The sequence below is a fragment of the Legionella birminghamensis genome (genome assembly GCF_900452515.1).
Lineage (GTDB): Bacteria > Pseudomonadota > Gammaproteobacteria > Legionellales > Legionellaceae > Legionella_C > Legionella_C birminghamensis.
On sequence record NZ_UGNW01000002.1, the window covers coordinates 116,134 to 130,302 of the forward strand.

Consider the following 14,169-nt stretch of genomic DNA (forward strand, 5'->3'; position numbering starts at 1 on the left):
TAGTACACATTAAATGGAGTTATAATTAGTGCCTATAAATCCACAATTACCTAAAGAACCCATTCATCTGATATCAAAACCTTTTGTGTACTATATTCGTGTTGAGACAAGTACAGCATGCTTATTATTGTTATTTACCGTTGTTTCACTAATTATTGCAAATTCTCCTTGGTCAAGCTCTTTTTTATCTATTTGGGAAATATCATTAGGAATCCACGTGGGTACTTTCGAATTTTCTCGCTCAGTGCACGCATGGATTAATGATGGCTTAATGACGTTGTTTTTCTTTTTTGTCTCTTTAGAATTGAAAAGAGAAATAGTATTTGGTGAGCTACGAGAGCCCAGGAAGGCCGCATTTCCTATTATGGCCGCCTTGGGCGGAATGCTCCTGCCTGCTCTAATGTATCTCATGCTCCAATCCGGCGGACCAGGGCAGAAAGGATGGGGCACGGTTATGGCCACTGATACTGCTTTTGTGATTGGCTGCTTGGCACTTCTGGGTAAACATATTCCTCAAAGCCTCCGTATGTTCATGTTGTCCCTGGCGATTATTGATGATATTGGCGCGATTTTGGTTGTTGCCATCGGATATAGTCACGGCCTTTCTTGGACAGCTCTTTTTATATCGGTATTAGGGTTGTTTTTTATACAAATAATGAAAAACCTGGGGATTCGAAATATTAGCGCCTATTTTTTTGTTGGTTCTTTCATTTGGATGGCAATAGATGCATCAGGAATTCATCCCACGGTAACCGGAGTTATTTTAGGATTAATGACTCCTACTAAAACTTGGGTAAGTGATAAACGACTACATATGATTTTAGAACACATGGTTTCATATCCACTGGAGAGCACTGGGAGTTATAGTCGAAAGTGGTGTATGACAAAATAAATTAGGTGGCGTATTCTGTTGCTTGTTCTTGTCGGAACACAAATCAACAAAGGAGATACGCCATGAAGGATTGTAATCTAAAGCAGTCATCGACACCAGCGGTAGCCAAGGGCTTTGAAGACCCGTTAACGGAGGTGTTGAGACAAGGAGCAAAAGAGTTGATAAGGAAAGCGGTTGAGGCCGAACTATCAGAGATGCTCTCAGCGTACTCAGACGTGCGTTTACTGGATGGTCGTCCAGCAGTAGTCAGGAATGGTTATCTCCCCGCGAGACAGCTTCAGACGGGGATAGGAGAAGTAGAGGTTCAAGTCCCGAAGGTACGAGATCGTAGCGGTTCAGGTATTCATTTTAGCAGTCAGTTGTTGCCGCCCTACTTGAGACGGACGAAGAGCATGGAAGAACTCATTCCTTGGCTGTATTTAAAAGGGTTATCAACAGGAGATTATACAGAAGCCTTATCCGCGTTAGTTGGCGAGAGTGCGCGCGGACTGTCAGCCAATACAGTGTCGCGATTAAAAGAAAAATGGCTTGATGAACACAAAGAGTGGCAACGCCAGGATTTAAGCGACAAACGCTATGTTTATTGGTGGGCTGATGGTATTTACAGCAAGGTTCGCATGGATGACAAGGTGTGCCTTCTAGTCATCATTGGTGTTACTGAGAGCGGGGTAAAAGAGCTTGTAGCGGTTAATGATGGGTATCGAGAGTCCGCAGCGAGCTGGAGTGAGGTGCTTACTGACCTGCGCCAACGAGGCCTTCCAACGGCTCCGAAGTTAGCCGTGGGGGATGGGGCATTGGGATTCTGGAGTGCCCTTGGAGCCATTTACCCTGAAACACGGCAACAGCGGTGCTGGGTGCACAAAACAGCGAATGTATTAAACAAGCTACCCAAATCGATGCAGCCAAAGGTAAAGGCCGCTTTGCATGAGATTTGGATGGCATCGACCAAAGAAGAGGCCTATAAGGCGTTTGATAATACGGTGGAGCTTTACAGCGCTAAGTACCCAAAAGCGATGGAGTGCCTGGCCAAGGACAAAGAGGAACTGTTGGCCTTCTACGATTTTCCGGCCGAACACTGGATTCACATACGGACAACCAATCCCATTGAATCTGCCTTCGCTACAGTGCGTCTGAGGACTAATAAGTCCAGAAACTGTGGCTCCAGAGACACCACCCTGGCAATGGTCTTTAAGCTCATGGAAGTGGCTCAAAAACGATGGATTAAAATTAGAGGGTTTAACCTATTAACATTAGTTGTTAATAATGTGAAATTTGTAAACGGAGTGCAAGTTAATGAGCAGTCAAACAGAGTGGCCGCCTAATGGGCATACACCAGATTTGACAATAACTCGAGCACTGGAGTGGCGATACGGAAGATCGCAAAGCACTTCACGTGACTGAAGTAGCTGCTCGTGAGGTTCTTTCTCCAGTTGAGCGATTGGAGTTTTTTTTACACCCATGGATCGGCTATCTAGTTTTACCTTTATTTGCCTTAGCTAATGCAGGCATACCTATATCTTCTGCAGATTTTACTCATGAAATTACCGCTGCGGTATTTTTAGGCTTCATTTTAGGGAAACCCCTAGGTGTTTTTGGGTTTAGTTTTATCGCCGTATTTTTGGGGTTAGCAACTCGACCTAAAGATCTTAATTGGATTTTGTTAGCTGGTGGCAGTATATTAGCTGGGATTGGATTTACAATGGCTATTTTTATCGCTAATTTAGCGTTCAATCAAGAAGTTATCAATGCTGCTCGTTTAGGGATACTATTGGCCAGTATTTTTTGTGCTGTAGCAGGAGTTTTATTTATTTTAATATATAAGTTTTTTAAGCCCTAAAATTATTAGGATATCTATCCGGTGCTATAATTAAATTAGAGTGTATAAACGTTTTTTTTCGACCTCATCATATTATACTTTCTAGTTCGCATTCATATTTGCGCCTTTATCTTCTTTATATCGAGAATTAAAATGTTTACTTACACTGCAAAAATATATTTTGATGATTTTGAAATCACAAAACGATCTGGAAATAATTTGGAATCTCTTTTTATTTGGATGTTAACCCAAGCTCAGGGAGAATTGGGTAACTTAAGTGGCCAAGTTATTAACAACAAATCACATTTAGTCGAAAAAGAGTTCCAAGCATGTGCTTATGATTAATTTTTTAGCGTACGTTTTCGTACCATTGGACTTCAAACCCCTATTTATTGAAACGATGGCCACGGATCCCGCCTTTAATTAAATTTTCTTGAAGGATATTGAACACGGTAAATAGATCATTATCTGTTTGATCCCTATAACGCCTTGGTTGCAATAAACTCTGAGGATTAACGCTCATGCCTCCCTCTGTATCCGAGAATTTTAGTGAATGGGCTGCTTCGGCAAAAATCATTTTTTCCTCATCGTTCAGATGAATTGAGGCCATATCATCCGATGCATCAAGCATGTTATTCGCCGTTTCTATCACCTTATAGGTGCCTTCAATGACATTTTCAATCACATTGCCCTGATGTTTAATTCTGATTTCGTCATACGATTGTCCTGCAATCAGTCCATTACCACAGACAACCCTGAAAAGACCAGCGATTAAGCGATAGGATGACAAACCGTCATGAGAATTAATGAGAACCAGTTCTGGGTAAAGTCCCTGATTATTTTGCATGACATCATGGCGTTGAAAACGAAGCATGTGCTTTGCAAATACTTTTGATTCTTGGTTCTGGCTTTTGGTCTGAGTTGCCCAAGTGGGGAAAAACCCTTCTGACATGAGTTTATCAATGACTTGCTCAGTTGAGATGGGGGAGTACTTGGTGCTGGTTTGATGAGATTTTGCTTGTGTGAAGATGGATGGCGCTAATTTGAATAATTTTTCTTTTGATAATACGGGTAACATGTTGTTCTCCTATGTTTTTACTATTGTTCTCAAGGAACAGATACAGTATCGCAAGAATACCAACGAATGTCAACATGTATTATCAACTTATTTGATAAATAAAACTTATCAAATAAGTTGAATATGTTATTGGATTTGTTATACTGTTCTTGTCTTTATGACCAATAGTAAAAACATAGGAGAACACAATGACTATTCCAGAACGTATTCAACAACAACTGCTCCATACCAACAAAGCGATCGTCTGGTCGTGGGGAGTATCTAAATGGTATGAGCTTTCAGATAACGCTCTTGCAATGAGAGTTCACGCGCGTTACTTAGATGGTTTTGTGTGTATAGAACTGGATGAAGCCCGAGACTTATACAATATTTCCTTTTATTTGAATAAAGATTTTCAAGACATGATCATATGGCCACAAATTCCCTATAAACCGATGAAGGGGGTTTATTGCGATCAACTCGTTGAATTCATAGATAATAGAATTGAAAAAATACCGGATTATAAATACTGATATCATCCCTCCTTTAGGGGGAATGTATTAACAGGAGCCGCCTCATGAAAAAATTATCGTTTGCCGTGAAGGCAAACATGAACAAACCGCCTAGAGTTCATGTGCAATCAGCTGATAAAAAGACAACCTATGGTTCATTTCAAGCAAATCACTGCAATGAATTTGACAGCTGGGATAAATTAAGCCAGGAGGAAGCCATTGAGTTAAAACATTACATGAATAATCTGGAGGCGATTGAGCATTACTTCTCTACAAAGGCACTGTCCGAACAAAAAGATTTTAGAATCAGGTTGCCGGGCAGCTTTATTGACGCTATTGACGAGTTGGGTAAGCTTTGCCTTAAAGAACATATTAACTTGAATGTTTATGATGCTATGATCAGTGCAGCTATTGGGCAACTTAAAATAAATACCGCCAGCCTCCCTGATGACAAAAAGCAGCATGCACTGGCCATTCTTAATCAGCTGGGGCTGTCCGAGAATGTAAAGGCAGACGTGTCATTTAAAATTCAAGCCGTATTTGCTGAGCTACTATCCATACACAATAAATCAGAAAAACTGCACCAAAAAGCCAGAACTCTTTTTAACAAAGATAAAAGTATTGCTCCCAAGACTATTGAAGAGATCGCAAAAGGCGAATTATCCACCTCTAAATGGTTGGTGGCTTGTGCAATTGAGATTTTACTAGAAGAAAAGCCAGATGTGGTGCAAAAAATATTATCTGATAGCGATATCTTGTTTTTATGGGCAACGCCATTATTAAAAAATCATAGACCCCTTAATGAGCTGCGTGTATATCTTGGCTCTTTAAATAACGCTGAAGCGTTAAGTAAGAAACTAAATGCCATGGCTAATTTTAGTTAAAATTCTTTTTAAAATATCACATTTATGCTATAAATATTATGATAATAAAATTTTACCAAAAACAATCGGGCAAGAACCCTGTGGCGGAATTTCTAAACGATTTGCCGTCTGACGAAATTGCGCGGCTTGCCGGCTGTTTAAAAAGTGTTGAAGAGCTGGGCTTTGATAGTCCAAGAGTACAGTTCAGGCAGATAAAAGGCTCGCTTTGGGAAATTAAAATTAAAACATCCCGCAGTGGTTACCGTTTTTTTTACGTGTGTATTCAAAAAGAAATCATTGTTCTTTTGCATGCTTACAAAAAACAATCGCAGAAAGCACCCAAGCAAGACATTGAACTGGCTGAAAAACGAATGATGGAGGTATACGATAATGAAAGCACTTACCTTAAATGAATTTATTGACGACAAAATTAAACAGGTTGAAGAATTTGCCAAACACTATGAGCGTGAGCAAATTATTAATAATATAGCTGCAATGATTGTAAATGCCCGTAAAAAACGCAATATGACCCAATCCGAATTGGCTAATAAAATTGGAACTAAACAATCGGTCATTTCTCGTCTGGAAAGCGGCAATAGTTCATTTATTCCCTCTTTGGAAACCTTGGTTAAGATTGCGGATGCACTCAACATGCATTTAAAACTACAATTACAGGCTTAATTTCCAAGGGGCGGGTTTTTAAATTTTTCAGGAGTTATAAGTTGGAGCACTTGGCTTATGCATTCTGGGATCGACAGAGGTATTAACATGGAAATAATATCCGTTAAGAAATGGGAAATTCAAATAGAACAAAAATTATTCTATTCTGATTTAAGGGCAATGCTTGATGGGGTTGAGGCTGGTGAGATAACTATGAGTTATGTGGACAAATGGCTTGCGCACAGAGGATACCGATTAAATTGGGAAAACTATGATTTAGAAAAAGCCTTAACACACTAGTCAGTACAAAGGGAACGTGTCTATCTAATATAATTTTTTTTGAGGTTGGTTATGTCAGATAATGTTGTATGGATTTTTAAAAATGTAAACAAGAGCCTTGTAGAACAGCAAAATGAGATGCTTTTAAGCTCAGGCCAGGGCTGGGGCTTGGGGAGTAATGGAACGGCCAACCGACTTAAGGATTATTAGATCTCTTAGTGACCTTAATTTCTGGCATCGAGAATGAATATCGACCAAGCATATTAAAATGTGCTTTTGCAAATGGTGATAGATTGGCTCTGCTGGAAGATGAAGAAACCCGAAAGGCACTGTTAACCATTATTCGCAATGGATCGACTTTAATCTGGCATTACGTTAATTTGCATGAGGAATATGATTTTACTCAGGATATGTTGTTCAATATGGATAAAATATTAGCACTTAAAGTCGCTTAGCTATCTCATTGCCAGTTTGGGCTGGATATGCGGTAAAACCCAAAAGCTGAGTTGTACGCTCAAATTCCCCTCCTAGTGTCTTAAATTGTAGTAGCTCAAACCGCACTGAGAGACATTTCGACAAAACCGACAAACTGTCAGAGCAGCTTGAACTACTCACATTAGCACACCTGTTGAAGCGAAATTTCAACATCAAACTCATCGTACAATGCTTTAGGCATTAAAGGCGCCCTTCCCCTACGAACTCTATTCGGACTTTCTTCCAGCTTAACCAAACCATATTGCTCCATGGTTCTTAAGGTTCTTAAAATATTATTAGCCTTCCGCTTATATCCAGTTAATGCCTCTAAATCAGAAACCGATTTGGGTTTATTTTCAATAATTAACTTTAACAAATGCCGATTCTCTTCAGAGAGTACGTTTGCCAACGATTTCATAGATGTAAACCAAATTTTGGGTTCATCTTTTTTAGGTTTATATAGCCCCTTTGCAATAGCAATTGTGCGTTGCTTATACTGCTCAAGGGACATAATGCCTATTTTTACCTTATTCATTATTTACTCTCCTTAAGCGCTTCAACACGCTTGTCAACCTCTTTCCAAAAATCTTCTAATAATTGCCCAGCATTAATATAATGATAGGGTCTCCCTTGATCATTCTCATCATAGTGCCAATGGTCAAATGTTCTTTCAGGACGAACTCCCCTCTTTGCGCCATACTCTATTTCATGGCTATTATCAAAGCCCATTATTCTTTTTTGTGATTCATCATGTAATGTCAACGAGTATTTAATACCTTGATGTCTATTTGATGTTTTAATAACTTCAAACTTAACCCATAATCCGAGAGATTCATCAATTTTGATTATCTCACCATTAAGGTCTAATAAGTTTTCCAATGAATGATCGATTGCTTTCATTCTTTAATTATATCACAAGATGATATGTTTGCAATTTAAATCAGGGCATAATCGCCCATTTAAACAACTGTCAGTTCAAGTCAACCATCTCACATAAAAACTGGCAATTCCTCCTTGTTTCTTAGCCAAGCTCTCGATAACTTTGAGATATTTAGCGCGGCAGAAGACGATTTCATATGGATTCTTATAGCCGTCTTTTTAACTGCATTGTTTGGAAAGCGGTTTAAGCATTAGCTGTTATATGAACTGAGCTGATGGCATGCTTCGGGATATTGATAAATATATTTGACACTATTTACAAAAAGTGAAACAATTATTCAAGGTTTGAAACTAACCCATCCGTCTGCATCCTCAAAGGAAAAGGTAAATAGTTTAAATCAAAAATTTTATATGTAATCATCTTTATTCTAAATCATAAAGGGACTCCACAACGCAGACATTGGCATTTTCCCAATGATGAGGAACTTATGATGTTGTCTGTGCAATCTGTTAAAAAACAAGCCCACATACTTAAAACATTCCTATTCGAAAAAAATAGCAATATTTCACATTCATCCTGCTTACAGGCTGTAGCAAAGATAAATGGCTATAAAGATTGGAATACTATGCTAGCCCTGCTTACTCGCAATACAGAGAATAACGAAATGTCCTATGATAATAACCCTAAGTCTTATGTGCATGATGTTGCAGAACAATTACAAGAACTAGAATCTTACGTATATGAATTGGCTAGGCAAGTAGATCATGTTCAAACCAAGCTAAATGAACATGAACCATATATTTTGCTCCAACAAGGCATAGACCCTTGGAACTCCCCGGATTAGTTAATGACAATCCAAATACCGCAAGGAATTAATAATAATTAATAGGATGCTTGTATGTCATACTTAGTAGGTATAGAAGTTGATGAATTTCCATTTACGTTTGGGCGACTCGGTTATCACACCGATTCCCCAGGGATTTTTATTGATTTTTCCAACGACCAAATTAAAAAAGCGATAGAAACAGGAAATGAACGTTTTTACGGCGCAATTAAATCAGTCTTAAAACAAGCTGATGAAATAGATGCTTTGTATGAAATGACTCACTTTGAAGATTATATCTTGCAAGGCAATGGATGGAGAGCACTAAAAGCATACTATAATGACCCTCGGCCGGGATCCTGGTAAAAAAGGGTCATGTGTAATTTTTTATCAGACAGTTGTCTGTAATTAAAGTTCATTTTGAAGAAAGGATATGCTTTTGTATAAAGTGTTTTGTAAGATTTATTACTTTTTCCGATTGCTCCTTGTGAGGCATATGTTTGCAATTTTTAATTATTGATAACTGACCCACTCCACCTGTATTTTTAGCAATAAACTCAGGAAAAGCGATCGAACCATACTCATCATCTTCACCGTGAATCGCCAACACCGGACATTTAACATGCTGTATACAGTTTTGCAGACTCCAAGAAGAAAACTCGGAGGATAACCAAATATCTGTCCATGCACGAAGTACCCATAAAGCTTTTTCTCCATGCCATTTTTCTAATTTTTGTAATTGCCCACTTGATTCAAAAAACTCTTTAGCTTTTTTTATTCCGTCTATCGTTTTGTCCTCTACAAATGCCTGTGCAGCAACAGTAATCACTCCTTTACAATATCGATCTAGTGCTGCAATACATATAGACATTGCTCCACCAACGCTATGTCCAAAAAGTATGTATTCTTGAATATTAAGCTTTTCTTTAATTATTGGAAAATACTTGGAAGCTTCCTCATGTATAAATTCTATAGAAGGTAGTTTTTCTCTTGAATCTGATTTTCCAAAACCTAACCGATCATATGCAATAACTGGTTGAGAAAGATTTTCAGATAATTCTTTTGGAAAATTTCGCCATAAGTCAACAGAGCCTAATGAGTCATGCAATAGAATAATGGGAGTTTCTTCCGTAACGGTTGCAGGAGTCCATTTTTTCACATATATTTTGCCATCAGGAATTGTAATATATAGCTCATTTGTTTCCACATTCTCTCCCTTTTATTCTTAATTATTATCCTATAAAAATACTTCAGTGTATTTTTTCACTTAACCATGAGCGCTCGTCTAACAGATGTCCTACCTATTTTTAATTGTCTAGCAATTTCCGATTTACTCATTCCTTGGCGATCTAACTCTTTAATTTTTTCAGAAAGTAAACTAGCAGTAGGTGGTCTTCCATGATTTTTCCCTTTAGTTCTTGCGTGTGCAATACCTGCTTTAACCCGTTCACGAAGGATTTCTCTTTCAAACTCAGCAAAAATTGCTAACAAACCTGCCATAGCTCTGCCTGTTGCGGTGGTTAAGTCTAAGGCTTCAGTTAATGAAATGAAACCAACACCAAGAGTGTTTAATTCATTCAGTGTGTGAAAAAGATCATTGACTGAACGACCCCAGCGATCTAACTTCCAAACAATAATTACATCGATCTGGCGTCGTTTTGCTTGGTTGATAAGTTCTTCACGTTGAGGTCGAGAATCTTTTGCACCTGATCCAATTTCAGCAACTTCTATTTCAATTTGCCAATCACGAGCTCTAGCATATTTTTTCATCGCTTCAATTTGCATATCTAAAGTATGCTGATCATGTGTTGAAACTCTGGCATAAATTCCTGCTTTCATACCTGGCCAAAAACCCCTGAAAACTCGTCCGTCTAAAACCCTTTAAATATAAGGATCGAAAGCCTTGATTTTTACATGGCCATAAACTACTGTTTTCGGCCGCCACAAAAGATACCTTAAATTCACAATGACAGCAATTCATGACACCGCTTATCCAAGATTGAAACCAAATCCTGACGAACAGGAACTCAAACAGAATTTTTTGCCAATAAAAGCAGAGCTTGAACTACTGAATAAAAGCACCAGTGAGAAATCACCTCATAGCCGACTTGGTTTTATGCTTTCACTAAAATGTTATCAATGTTTAGGCTATCACATTCCAATCAACACAATTCCTAAACCGATTATCGAATATATTGCAAACAACATTGATATCAAAGTGGATAAAGTAAAGCTACAAAATTACATGCAGCTCAAACAACGCAAGCGTCACAAAATAATTATCCGTAAATTTCTGTCCATTAATGAATGCAAGCAGCAACGCAAGTCAATCATGAAGTCTGCTGGATTAAAATCTGCTTCCATTAAAGAAAATTTAGCTGACATAATCAATGATATGCTCGAAGAACTCATCAAAAACAATTTTGAAATTCCGGCATTTTCAACATTGCTGAGACTTGCACGTGCTGCTCGAGCTATTGTTAGCTCGGTACTGTATCAAAAAATTAGCGACCAACTTACCGATGAGACTAAACAATTTTTTGATAAGTTATTGCTATCCACCTCACCAGTTCATGATTTCACTAGTGGTTGGGAATATCTTAAACAAGAAATGAAAAAACCTTCTGTCACAAACATCCGAGAATTTACCGATTACCTGGATCAATTACGTAAATGGCGAGATGAAAGCCCAATTGATCTTTCTGATATTCCTGAGCACCGTTTAGATCAATATGTTGCTGAGGCAATGGCTTTAGATATTGCCGATATGCGCCGTATTAAAGAAGCCAAAAGATATGCTTTATCAGCCATGTTGTTATATCATCAGTACGCAAAATCACTTGATAGCATTGTCACTGTGCTGACACGCTGGCTGCGTAAAATAAAAACTGATGCAGCGGAAGCACTACAAGAAATCAGAAATTCCAACCAAAAAATAACAGATCAACTTATTGGCAGCCTTAAACAAGTTCTCGTCGCAAGCAAACAAACTGCCCGAACCCCAGAAGAAAAATTAGTGCTTATTGAGCAAAGTTTGCCAAATGATATCGATGCTTCAATTGAAGCCTGCGAACAATATCTGGCTTATGCTGATGATAACGATTTACCTTTAATGTTGAAGTATTATCAAGCAAAAAGACATACTATGCTTCGTTTGCTGAAGCAGATAGAGATCAAATCAGCTTCAAAAGATGTGCTAGTAGAAAAGTTAGTCGAATTCATATTGGTACACCAACGAAGCCATGGAGAATATGTTGCAATCAATCCAGAAGAGTTTAGCAATTTAGAATGGATTGATGACCAATGGTTTCAGTTCATTACCGAGGGCAAAACCAAGCGTTACACCAATCAAATTCGAACCGTTAATAAACAGAAGTTAGAATTGGCTATTTTTAGATTTGCCATGGATGAAATTAACTGTGCCGATGCCTTTGCTCTTAACAGCTATGAGAACGATGATCCCAATAAGCAATTTATTCCATGGGACGAATTTTACCAAAACCTAAAGCCTTATGCTGAGCTGATAGGTAAGTCTGACGACCCCAGGCTATTTGTAAAAGAACTACAGGTAGAGCATCAGCAAGCTGCTGAAAAGGTGAATCAAAATTTTGTCGATAATGAATATTTGAACATTATCAACGGTGAGCCAGTATTAAAGCGAGCTATCAGTAAGAAAGTGAGTCAGCAACAAGAAAAATTTTCAAATTTGGTAGCATCCAAAATGCCGCTGACGGATATCGTCTCTGTACTTACTGACGTGGAAAATTGGCTTGGTATCAGTCGCCATTTAAAACCCTTATCAGGGTACGAACCCAAAATAGATGATTATGATTTACGGTTTATTGCTACCAGTTTCGCATATGGTTGTAATGTTGGCCCAGTTCAAGCTGAACGATGCTTGAAAAAATATTCACGTAAACAAATTGCTTGGCTATTCAATCACCACATTACAGAGCTCCGTCTCAATAAAATTAGTGAAGTCATTATCAAGGCATACAAACAGTTTGAGCTGCCTTACATTTGGGGCAATGGTGAAAGTGCTTCTGTTGATGGGACTTATTGGGATATGTATACCAATAATCTACTGGCAGAGCACCATATTCGTTATGGAAAATATGGAGGGATTGGCTATTATCACGTTTCTGATCAGTATGTTGCTTTGTTTGGAAACTTTATCCCGTGTGGTGTTTATGAGGCCATGTACATTTTCGATGGGATTTATGAAAGTAATGAAACCTTACGCCCAGATACAATCCATGGGGATACGCATGCGCAAAACGAAGTGGTATTTGGGTTTGCCTATTTGTTGGCAATAACACTTATGCCCAGAATACGTAGTTTCAAGCATCTCAATTTTTATCGACCAGCCGAAATGAATGAAAAATCATACCAACATATCAATGATATTTTTACATCGAAAGAGCCCAACTGGCAACTCATAGAGTCAATGTACTACGATATGTTGCGCGTTGTTATGTCAATCCAAAGTGGCAAAATTAAAGCGTCAACTATATTGAAAAAGCTGCGCTCCAATAGCAAAAAGAATAAGCTGCATCAAGCGTTCCGTGAATTGGGACGAGTGGTACGAACCATTTTTCTTTTAAAGTATATTGCTGATGTTGACCTTCGTAAAAAGATTCAAGCAGCTACTTGTAAAAGTGAGGAGTTTAATGATTTTATTGATTGGATCACCTTTGGCAAAGACGGTGTTATTCACGAAAATAATAGTATAATTCAGCAAAAAATTATTGCGTTTGGCAGGATGGTTGCTAATGCGGTGATGTTCTACACTGTTGCCAACACAACCAATGTTTTGAACCAACTTTCTGCTGAAGAAGTCAAATATAGTAAGGATGATTTATCGATTTTATCAGCGTATTTCAGGGAGAATATTAATCGCTATGGTGTTTTTGATTTGTCCAGGTCACGACAGACAATGCCATTACAATTTGGTATTAATAGGGATTAAAAATTGAACATGACCCTTTTTTACCAGGATCCCGGCCGGGGGTCTTAAATCCTGGCGTTGCCACTCTTTGTGTTCATCAAGCCATTTTTCTTTTAATCGCGACACTGTATTGGCTGACAGTCCGCGCGCACTCTCGCCAACTAACGCGGATAAGGCTTCTGTATAATCTCCTGTTGATAACCCTTTTAAATACAGCCAAGGAATGAGTTCTTCCATGCTCTTCGTCCGTCTCAAGTAGGGCGGCAACAACTGACTGCTAAAATGAATACCTGAACCGCTACGATCTCGTACCTTCGGGACTTGAACCTCTACTTCTCCTATCCCCGTCTGAAGCTGTCTCGCGGGGAGATAACCATTCCTGACTACTGCTGGACGACCATCCAGTAAACGCACGTCTGAGTACGCTGAGAGCATCTCTGATAGTTCGGCCTCAACCGCTTTCCTTATCAACTCTTTTGCTCCTTGTCTCAACACCTCCGTTAACGGGTCTTCAAAGCCCTTGGCTACCGCTGGTGTCGATGACTGCTTTAGATTACAATCCTTCATGGCGTATCTCCTTTGTTGATTTGTGTTCCGACAAGAACAAGCAACAGAATACGCCACCTAATTTATTTTGTCATACACCACTTTCGACTATAACTCTTTGGAATATGGGAGATGTGGTTTTTTTACCTTTTAAAATTTTGGGCAATAATAAAGCTATCTATTGGGCTTCACCAGAATTGAAAATTATCGGACCTGCTCCAGAAATATATAGTAAGTCAATTTCAAGGGAGTAGGGGTTTACTCCCAAAACAAATGTCCCACATTTTCTAAATATCGGGGTTGGCAATGGAACGGCCAAATGGCTTAAGCAAAAAAATACATAGCATATACCACTCAAATCCCTTTTCATAAAAGAATAATTTGGTAGCGTTCAGGATTATCCCTTTAACGGTCTATGC

The 14,169-nt window shown here is 38.6% G+C and carries 19 protein-coding genes and 1 pseudogene; 14 read left to right on the forward strand and 6 right to left on the reverse strand.

Features of this window, described 5'->3' with window-relative positions:
• The first annotated feature begins 28 nt into the window (after window positions 1–28).
• From DYH42_RS15955 to DYH42_RS15970, 4 genes are all read left to right on the forward strand, one after another.
• Window positions 29–892, forward strand: a complete 864-nt coding sequence (locus tag DYH42_RS15955; RefSeq protein WP_083503139.1) for a Na+/H+ antiporter NhaA — start codon at window positions 29–31, stop codon at window positions 890–892.
• A gap of 62 nt (window positions 893–954) precedes the next feature.
• A complete protein-coding gene (locus tag DYH42_RS15960; RefSeq protein ID WP_115316897.1) occupies window positions 955–2,214 on the forward strand; it encodes an IS256 family transposase in 1,260 nt (419 codons plus the stop codon).
• 71 nt (window positions 2,215–2,285) lie between these two features.
• Entirely contained in the window at window positions 2,286–2,729 is a 444-nt protein-coding gene (locus DYH42_RS15965; RefSeq protein ID WP_058522398.1) for a Na+/H+ antiporter NhaA, read from the forward strand.
• 132 nt (window positions 2,730–2,861) lie between these two features.
• The gene (locus DYH42_RS15970) at window positions 2,862–3,053 is read left to right on the forward strand and encodes a hypothetical protein (RefSeq protein ID WP_058522399.1); all 192 of its coding nucleotides are present in this window, start codon (window positions 2,862–2,864) and stop codon (window positions 3,051–3,053) included.
• Window positions 3,054–3,093: 40 nt separating this feature from the next.
• On the opposite strand, the gene DYH42_RS15975 is transcribed toward DYH42_RS15970, so the two are convergent.
• Entirely contained in the window at window positions 3,094–3,786 is a 693-nt protein-coding gene (locus tag DYH42_RS15975) for a DUF932 domain-containing protein (RefSeq protein WP_083503042.1), read from the reverse strand.
• Window positions 3,787–3,974: 188 nt separating this feature from the next.
• Here DYH42_RS15975 and DYH42_RS15980 point away from each other — a divergent pair, with 188 nt between their 5' ends.
• The 7 genes from DYH42_RS15980 to DYH42_RS16005 all read left to right on the forward strand — a co-directional run bounded on the left by DYH42_RS15980 (window position 3,975) and on the right by DYH42_RS16005 (window position 6,534).
• Window positions 3,975–4,298, forward strand: coding sequence for a hypothetical protein (locus DYH42_RS15980; RefSeq protein ID WP_058522400.1), 324 nt, complete (start codon window positions 3,975–3,977; stop codon window positions 4,296–4,298).
• 44 nt (window positions 4,299–4,342) lie between these two features.
• The gene (locus tag DYH42_RS15985; RefSeq protein WP_058522401.1) at window positions 4,343–5,161 is read left to right on the forward strand and encodes a hypothetical protein; all 819 of its coding nucleotides are present in this window, start codon (window positions 4,343–4,345) and stop codon (window positions 5,159–5,161) included.
• 38 nt (window positions 5,162–5,199) lie between these two features.
• Window positions 5,200–5,553, forward strand: a complete 354-nt coding sequence (locus DYH42_RS15990; RefSeq protein WP_058522402.1) for a type II toxin-antitoxin system RelE/ParE family toxin — start codon at window positions 5,200–5,202, stop codon at window positions 5,551–5,553.
• Window positions 5,531–5,821 carry a helix-turn-helix domain-containing protein gene (locus DYH42_RS15995; protein WP_058522403.1) on the forward strand — a complete coding sequence of 97 codons (291 nt, stop codon included), beginning with the start codon at window positions 5,531–5,533 and terminating at the stop codon, window positions 5,819–5,821. Before DYH42_RS15990 ends, DYH42_RS15995 begins: the two co-directional genes overlap by 23 nt.
• Window positions 5,822–5,908: 87 nt before the next feature.
• Complete coding sequence (locus DYH42_RS16000) at window positions 5,909–6,100, forward strand: hypothetical protein (RefSeq protein ID WP_131793066.1); 192 nt, start codon at window positions 5,909–5,911, stop codon at window positions 6,098–6,100.
• A 51-nt stretch (window positions 6,101–6,151) separates the two neighbouring features.
• Window positions 6,152–6,289, forward strand: coding sequence for a hypothetical protein (locus DYH42_RS16685; RefSeq protein ID WP_157062378.1), 138 nt, complete (start codon window positions 6,152–6,154; stop codon window positions 6,287–6,289).
• Between the two features lie 8 nt (window positions 6,290–6,297).
• Window positions 6,298–6,534, forward strand: a complete 237-nt coding sequence (locus DYH42_RS16005; RefSeq protein ID WP_058522405.1) for a hypothetical protein — start codon at window positions 6,298–6,300, stop codon at window positions 6,532–6,534.
• Window positions 6,535–6,695: 161 nt separating this feature from the next.
• On the opposite strand, the gene DYH42_RS16010 is transcribed toward DYH42_RS16005, so the two are convergent.
• Both DYH42_RS16010 and DYH42_RS16015 read right to left on the reverse strand, forming a co-directional pair.
• On the reverse strand, window positions 6,696–7,088 hold the full coding sequence (locus tag DYH42_RS16010; protein ID WP_058522406.1) for an HVO_A0114 family putative DNA-binding protein: 393 nt from the start codon (window positions 7,086–7,088) through the stop codon (window positions 6,696–6,698).
• Window positions 7,088–7,453 (reverse strand): toxin-antitoxin system TumE family protein, encoded by a 366-nt coding sequence (locus DYH42_RS16015; protein WP_058522407.1) that lies wholly within the window; start codon window positions 7,451–7,453, stop codon window positions 7,088–7,090. Before DYH42_RS16015 ends, DYH42_RS16010 begins: the two co-directional genes overlap by 1 nt.
• Window positions 7,454–7,920: 467 nt before the next feature.
• Here DYH42_RS16015 and DYH42_RS16020 point away from each other — a divergent pair, with 467 nt between their 5' ends.
• Both DYH42_RS16020 and DYH42_RS16025 read left to right on the forward strand, forming a co-directional pair.
• A complete protein-coding gene (locus tag DYH42_RS16020; protein ID WP_131793065.1) occupies window positions 7,921–8,277 on the forward strand; it encodes a glyoxalase superfamily protein in 357 nt (118 codons plus the stop codon).
• Window positions 8,278–8,331: 54 nt separating this feature from the next.
• Entirely contained in the window at window positions 8,332–8,622 is a 291-nt protein-coding gene (locus DYH42_RS16025; protein WP_058522409.1) for a hypothetical protein, read from the forward strand.
• Window positions 8,623–8,671: 49 nt separating this feature from the next.
• Here DYH42_RS16025 and DYH42_RS16030 read toward each other — a convergent pair whose 3' ends face one another.
• Together DYH42_RS16030 and DYH42_RS16035 are read right to left on the reverse strand one after the other, a co-directional pair.
• The gene (locus DYH42_RS16030) at window positions 8,672–9,463 is read right to left on the reverse strand and encodes an alpha/beta fold hydrolase (protein ID WP_058522410.1); all 792 of its coding nucleotides are present in this window, start codon (window positions 9,461–9,463) and stop codon (window positions 8,672–8,674) included.
• 56 nt (window positions 9,464–9,519) lie between these two features.
• Complete coding sequence (locus tag DYH42_RS16035) at window positions 9,520–10,095, reverse strand: recombinase family protein (RefSeq protein ID WP_058522411.1); 576 nt, start codon at window positions 10,093–10,095, stop codon at window positions 9,520–9,522.
• A 127-nt stretch (window positions 10,096–10,222) separates the two neighbouring features.
• Between DYH42_RS16035 and DYH42_RS16040 the strand changes: the two genes are divergently transcribed.
• Complete coding sequence (locus DYH42_RS16040; protein WP_058522412.1) at window positions 10,223–13,225, forward strand: Tn3 family transposase; 3,003 nt, start codon at window positions 10,223–10,225, stop codon at window positions 13,223–13,225.
• Between the two features lie 45 nt (window positions 13,226–13,270).
• On the opposite strand, the pseudogene DYH42_RS16045 reads toward DYH42_RS16040, so the two are convergent.
• Window positions 13,271–13,771 (reverse strand): annotated as a pseudogene (locus DYH42_RS16045) (transposase); the annotation flags it as partial.
• Window positions 13,772–14,169 lie beyond the last annotated feature (398 nt).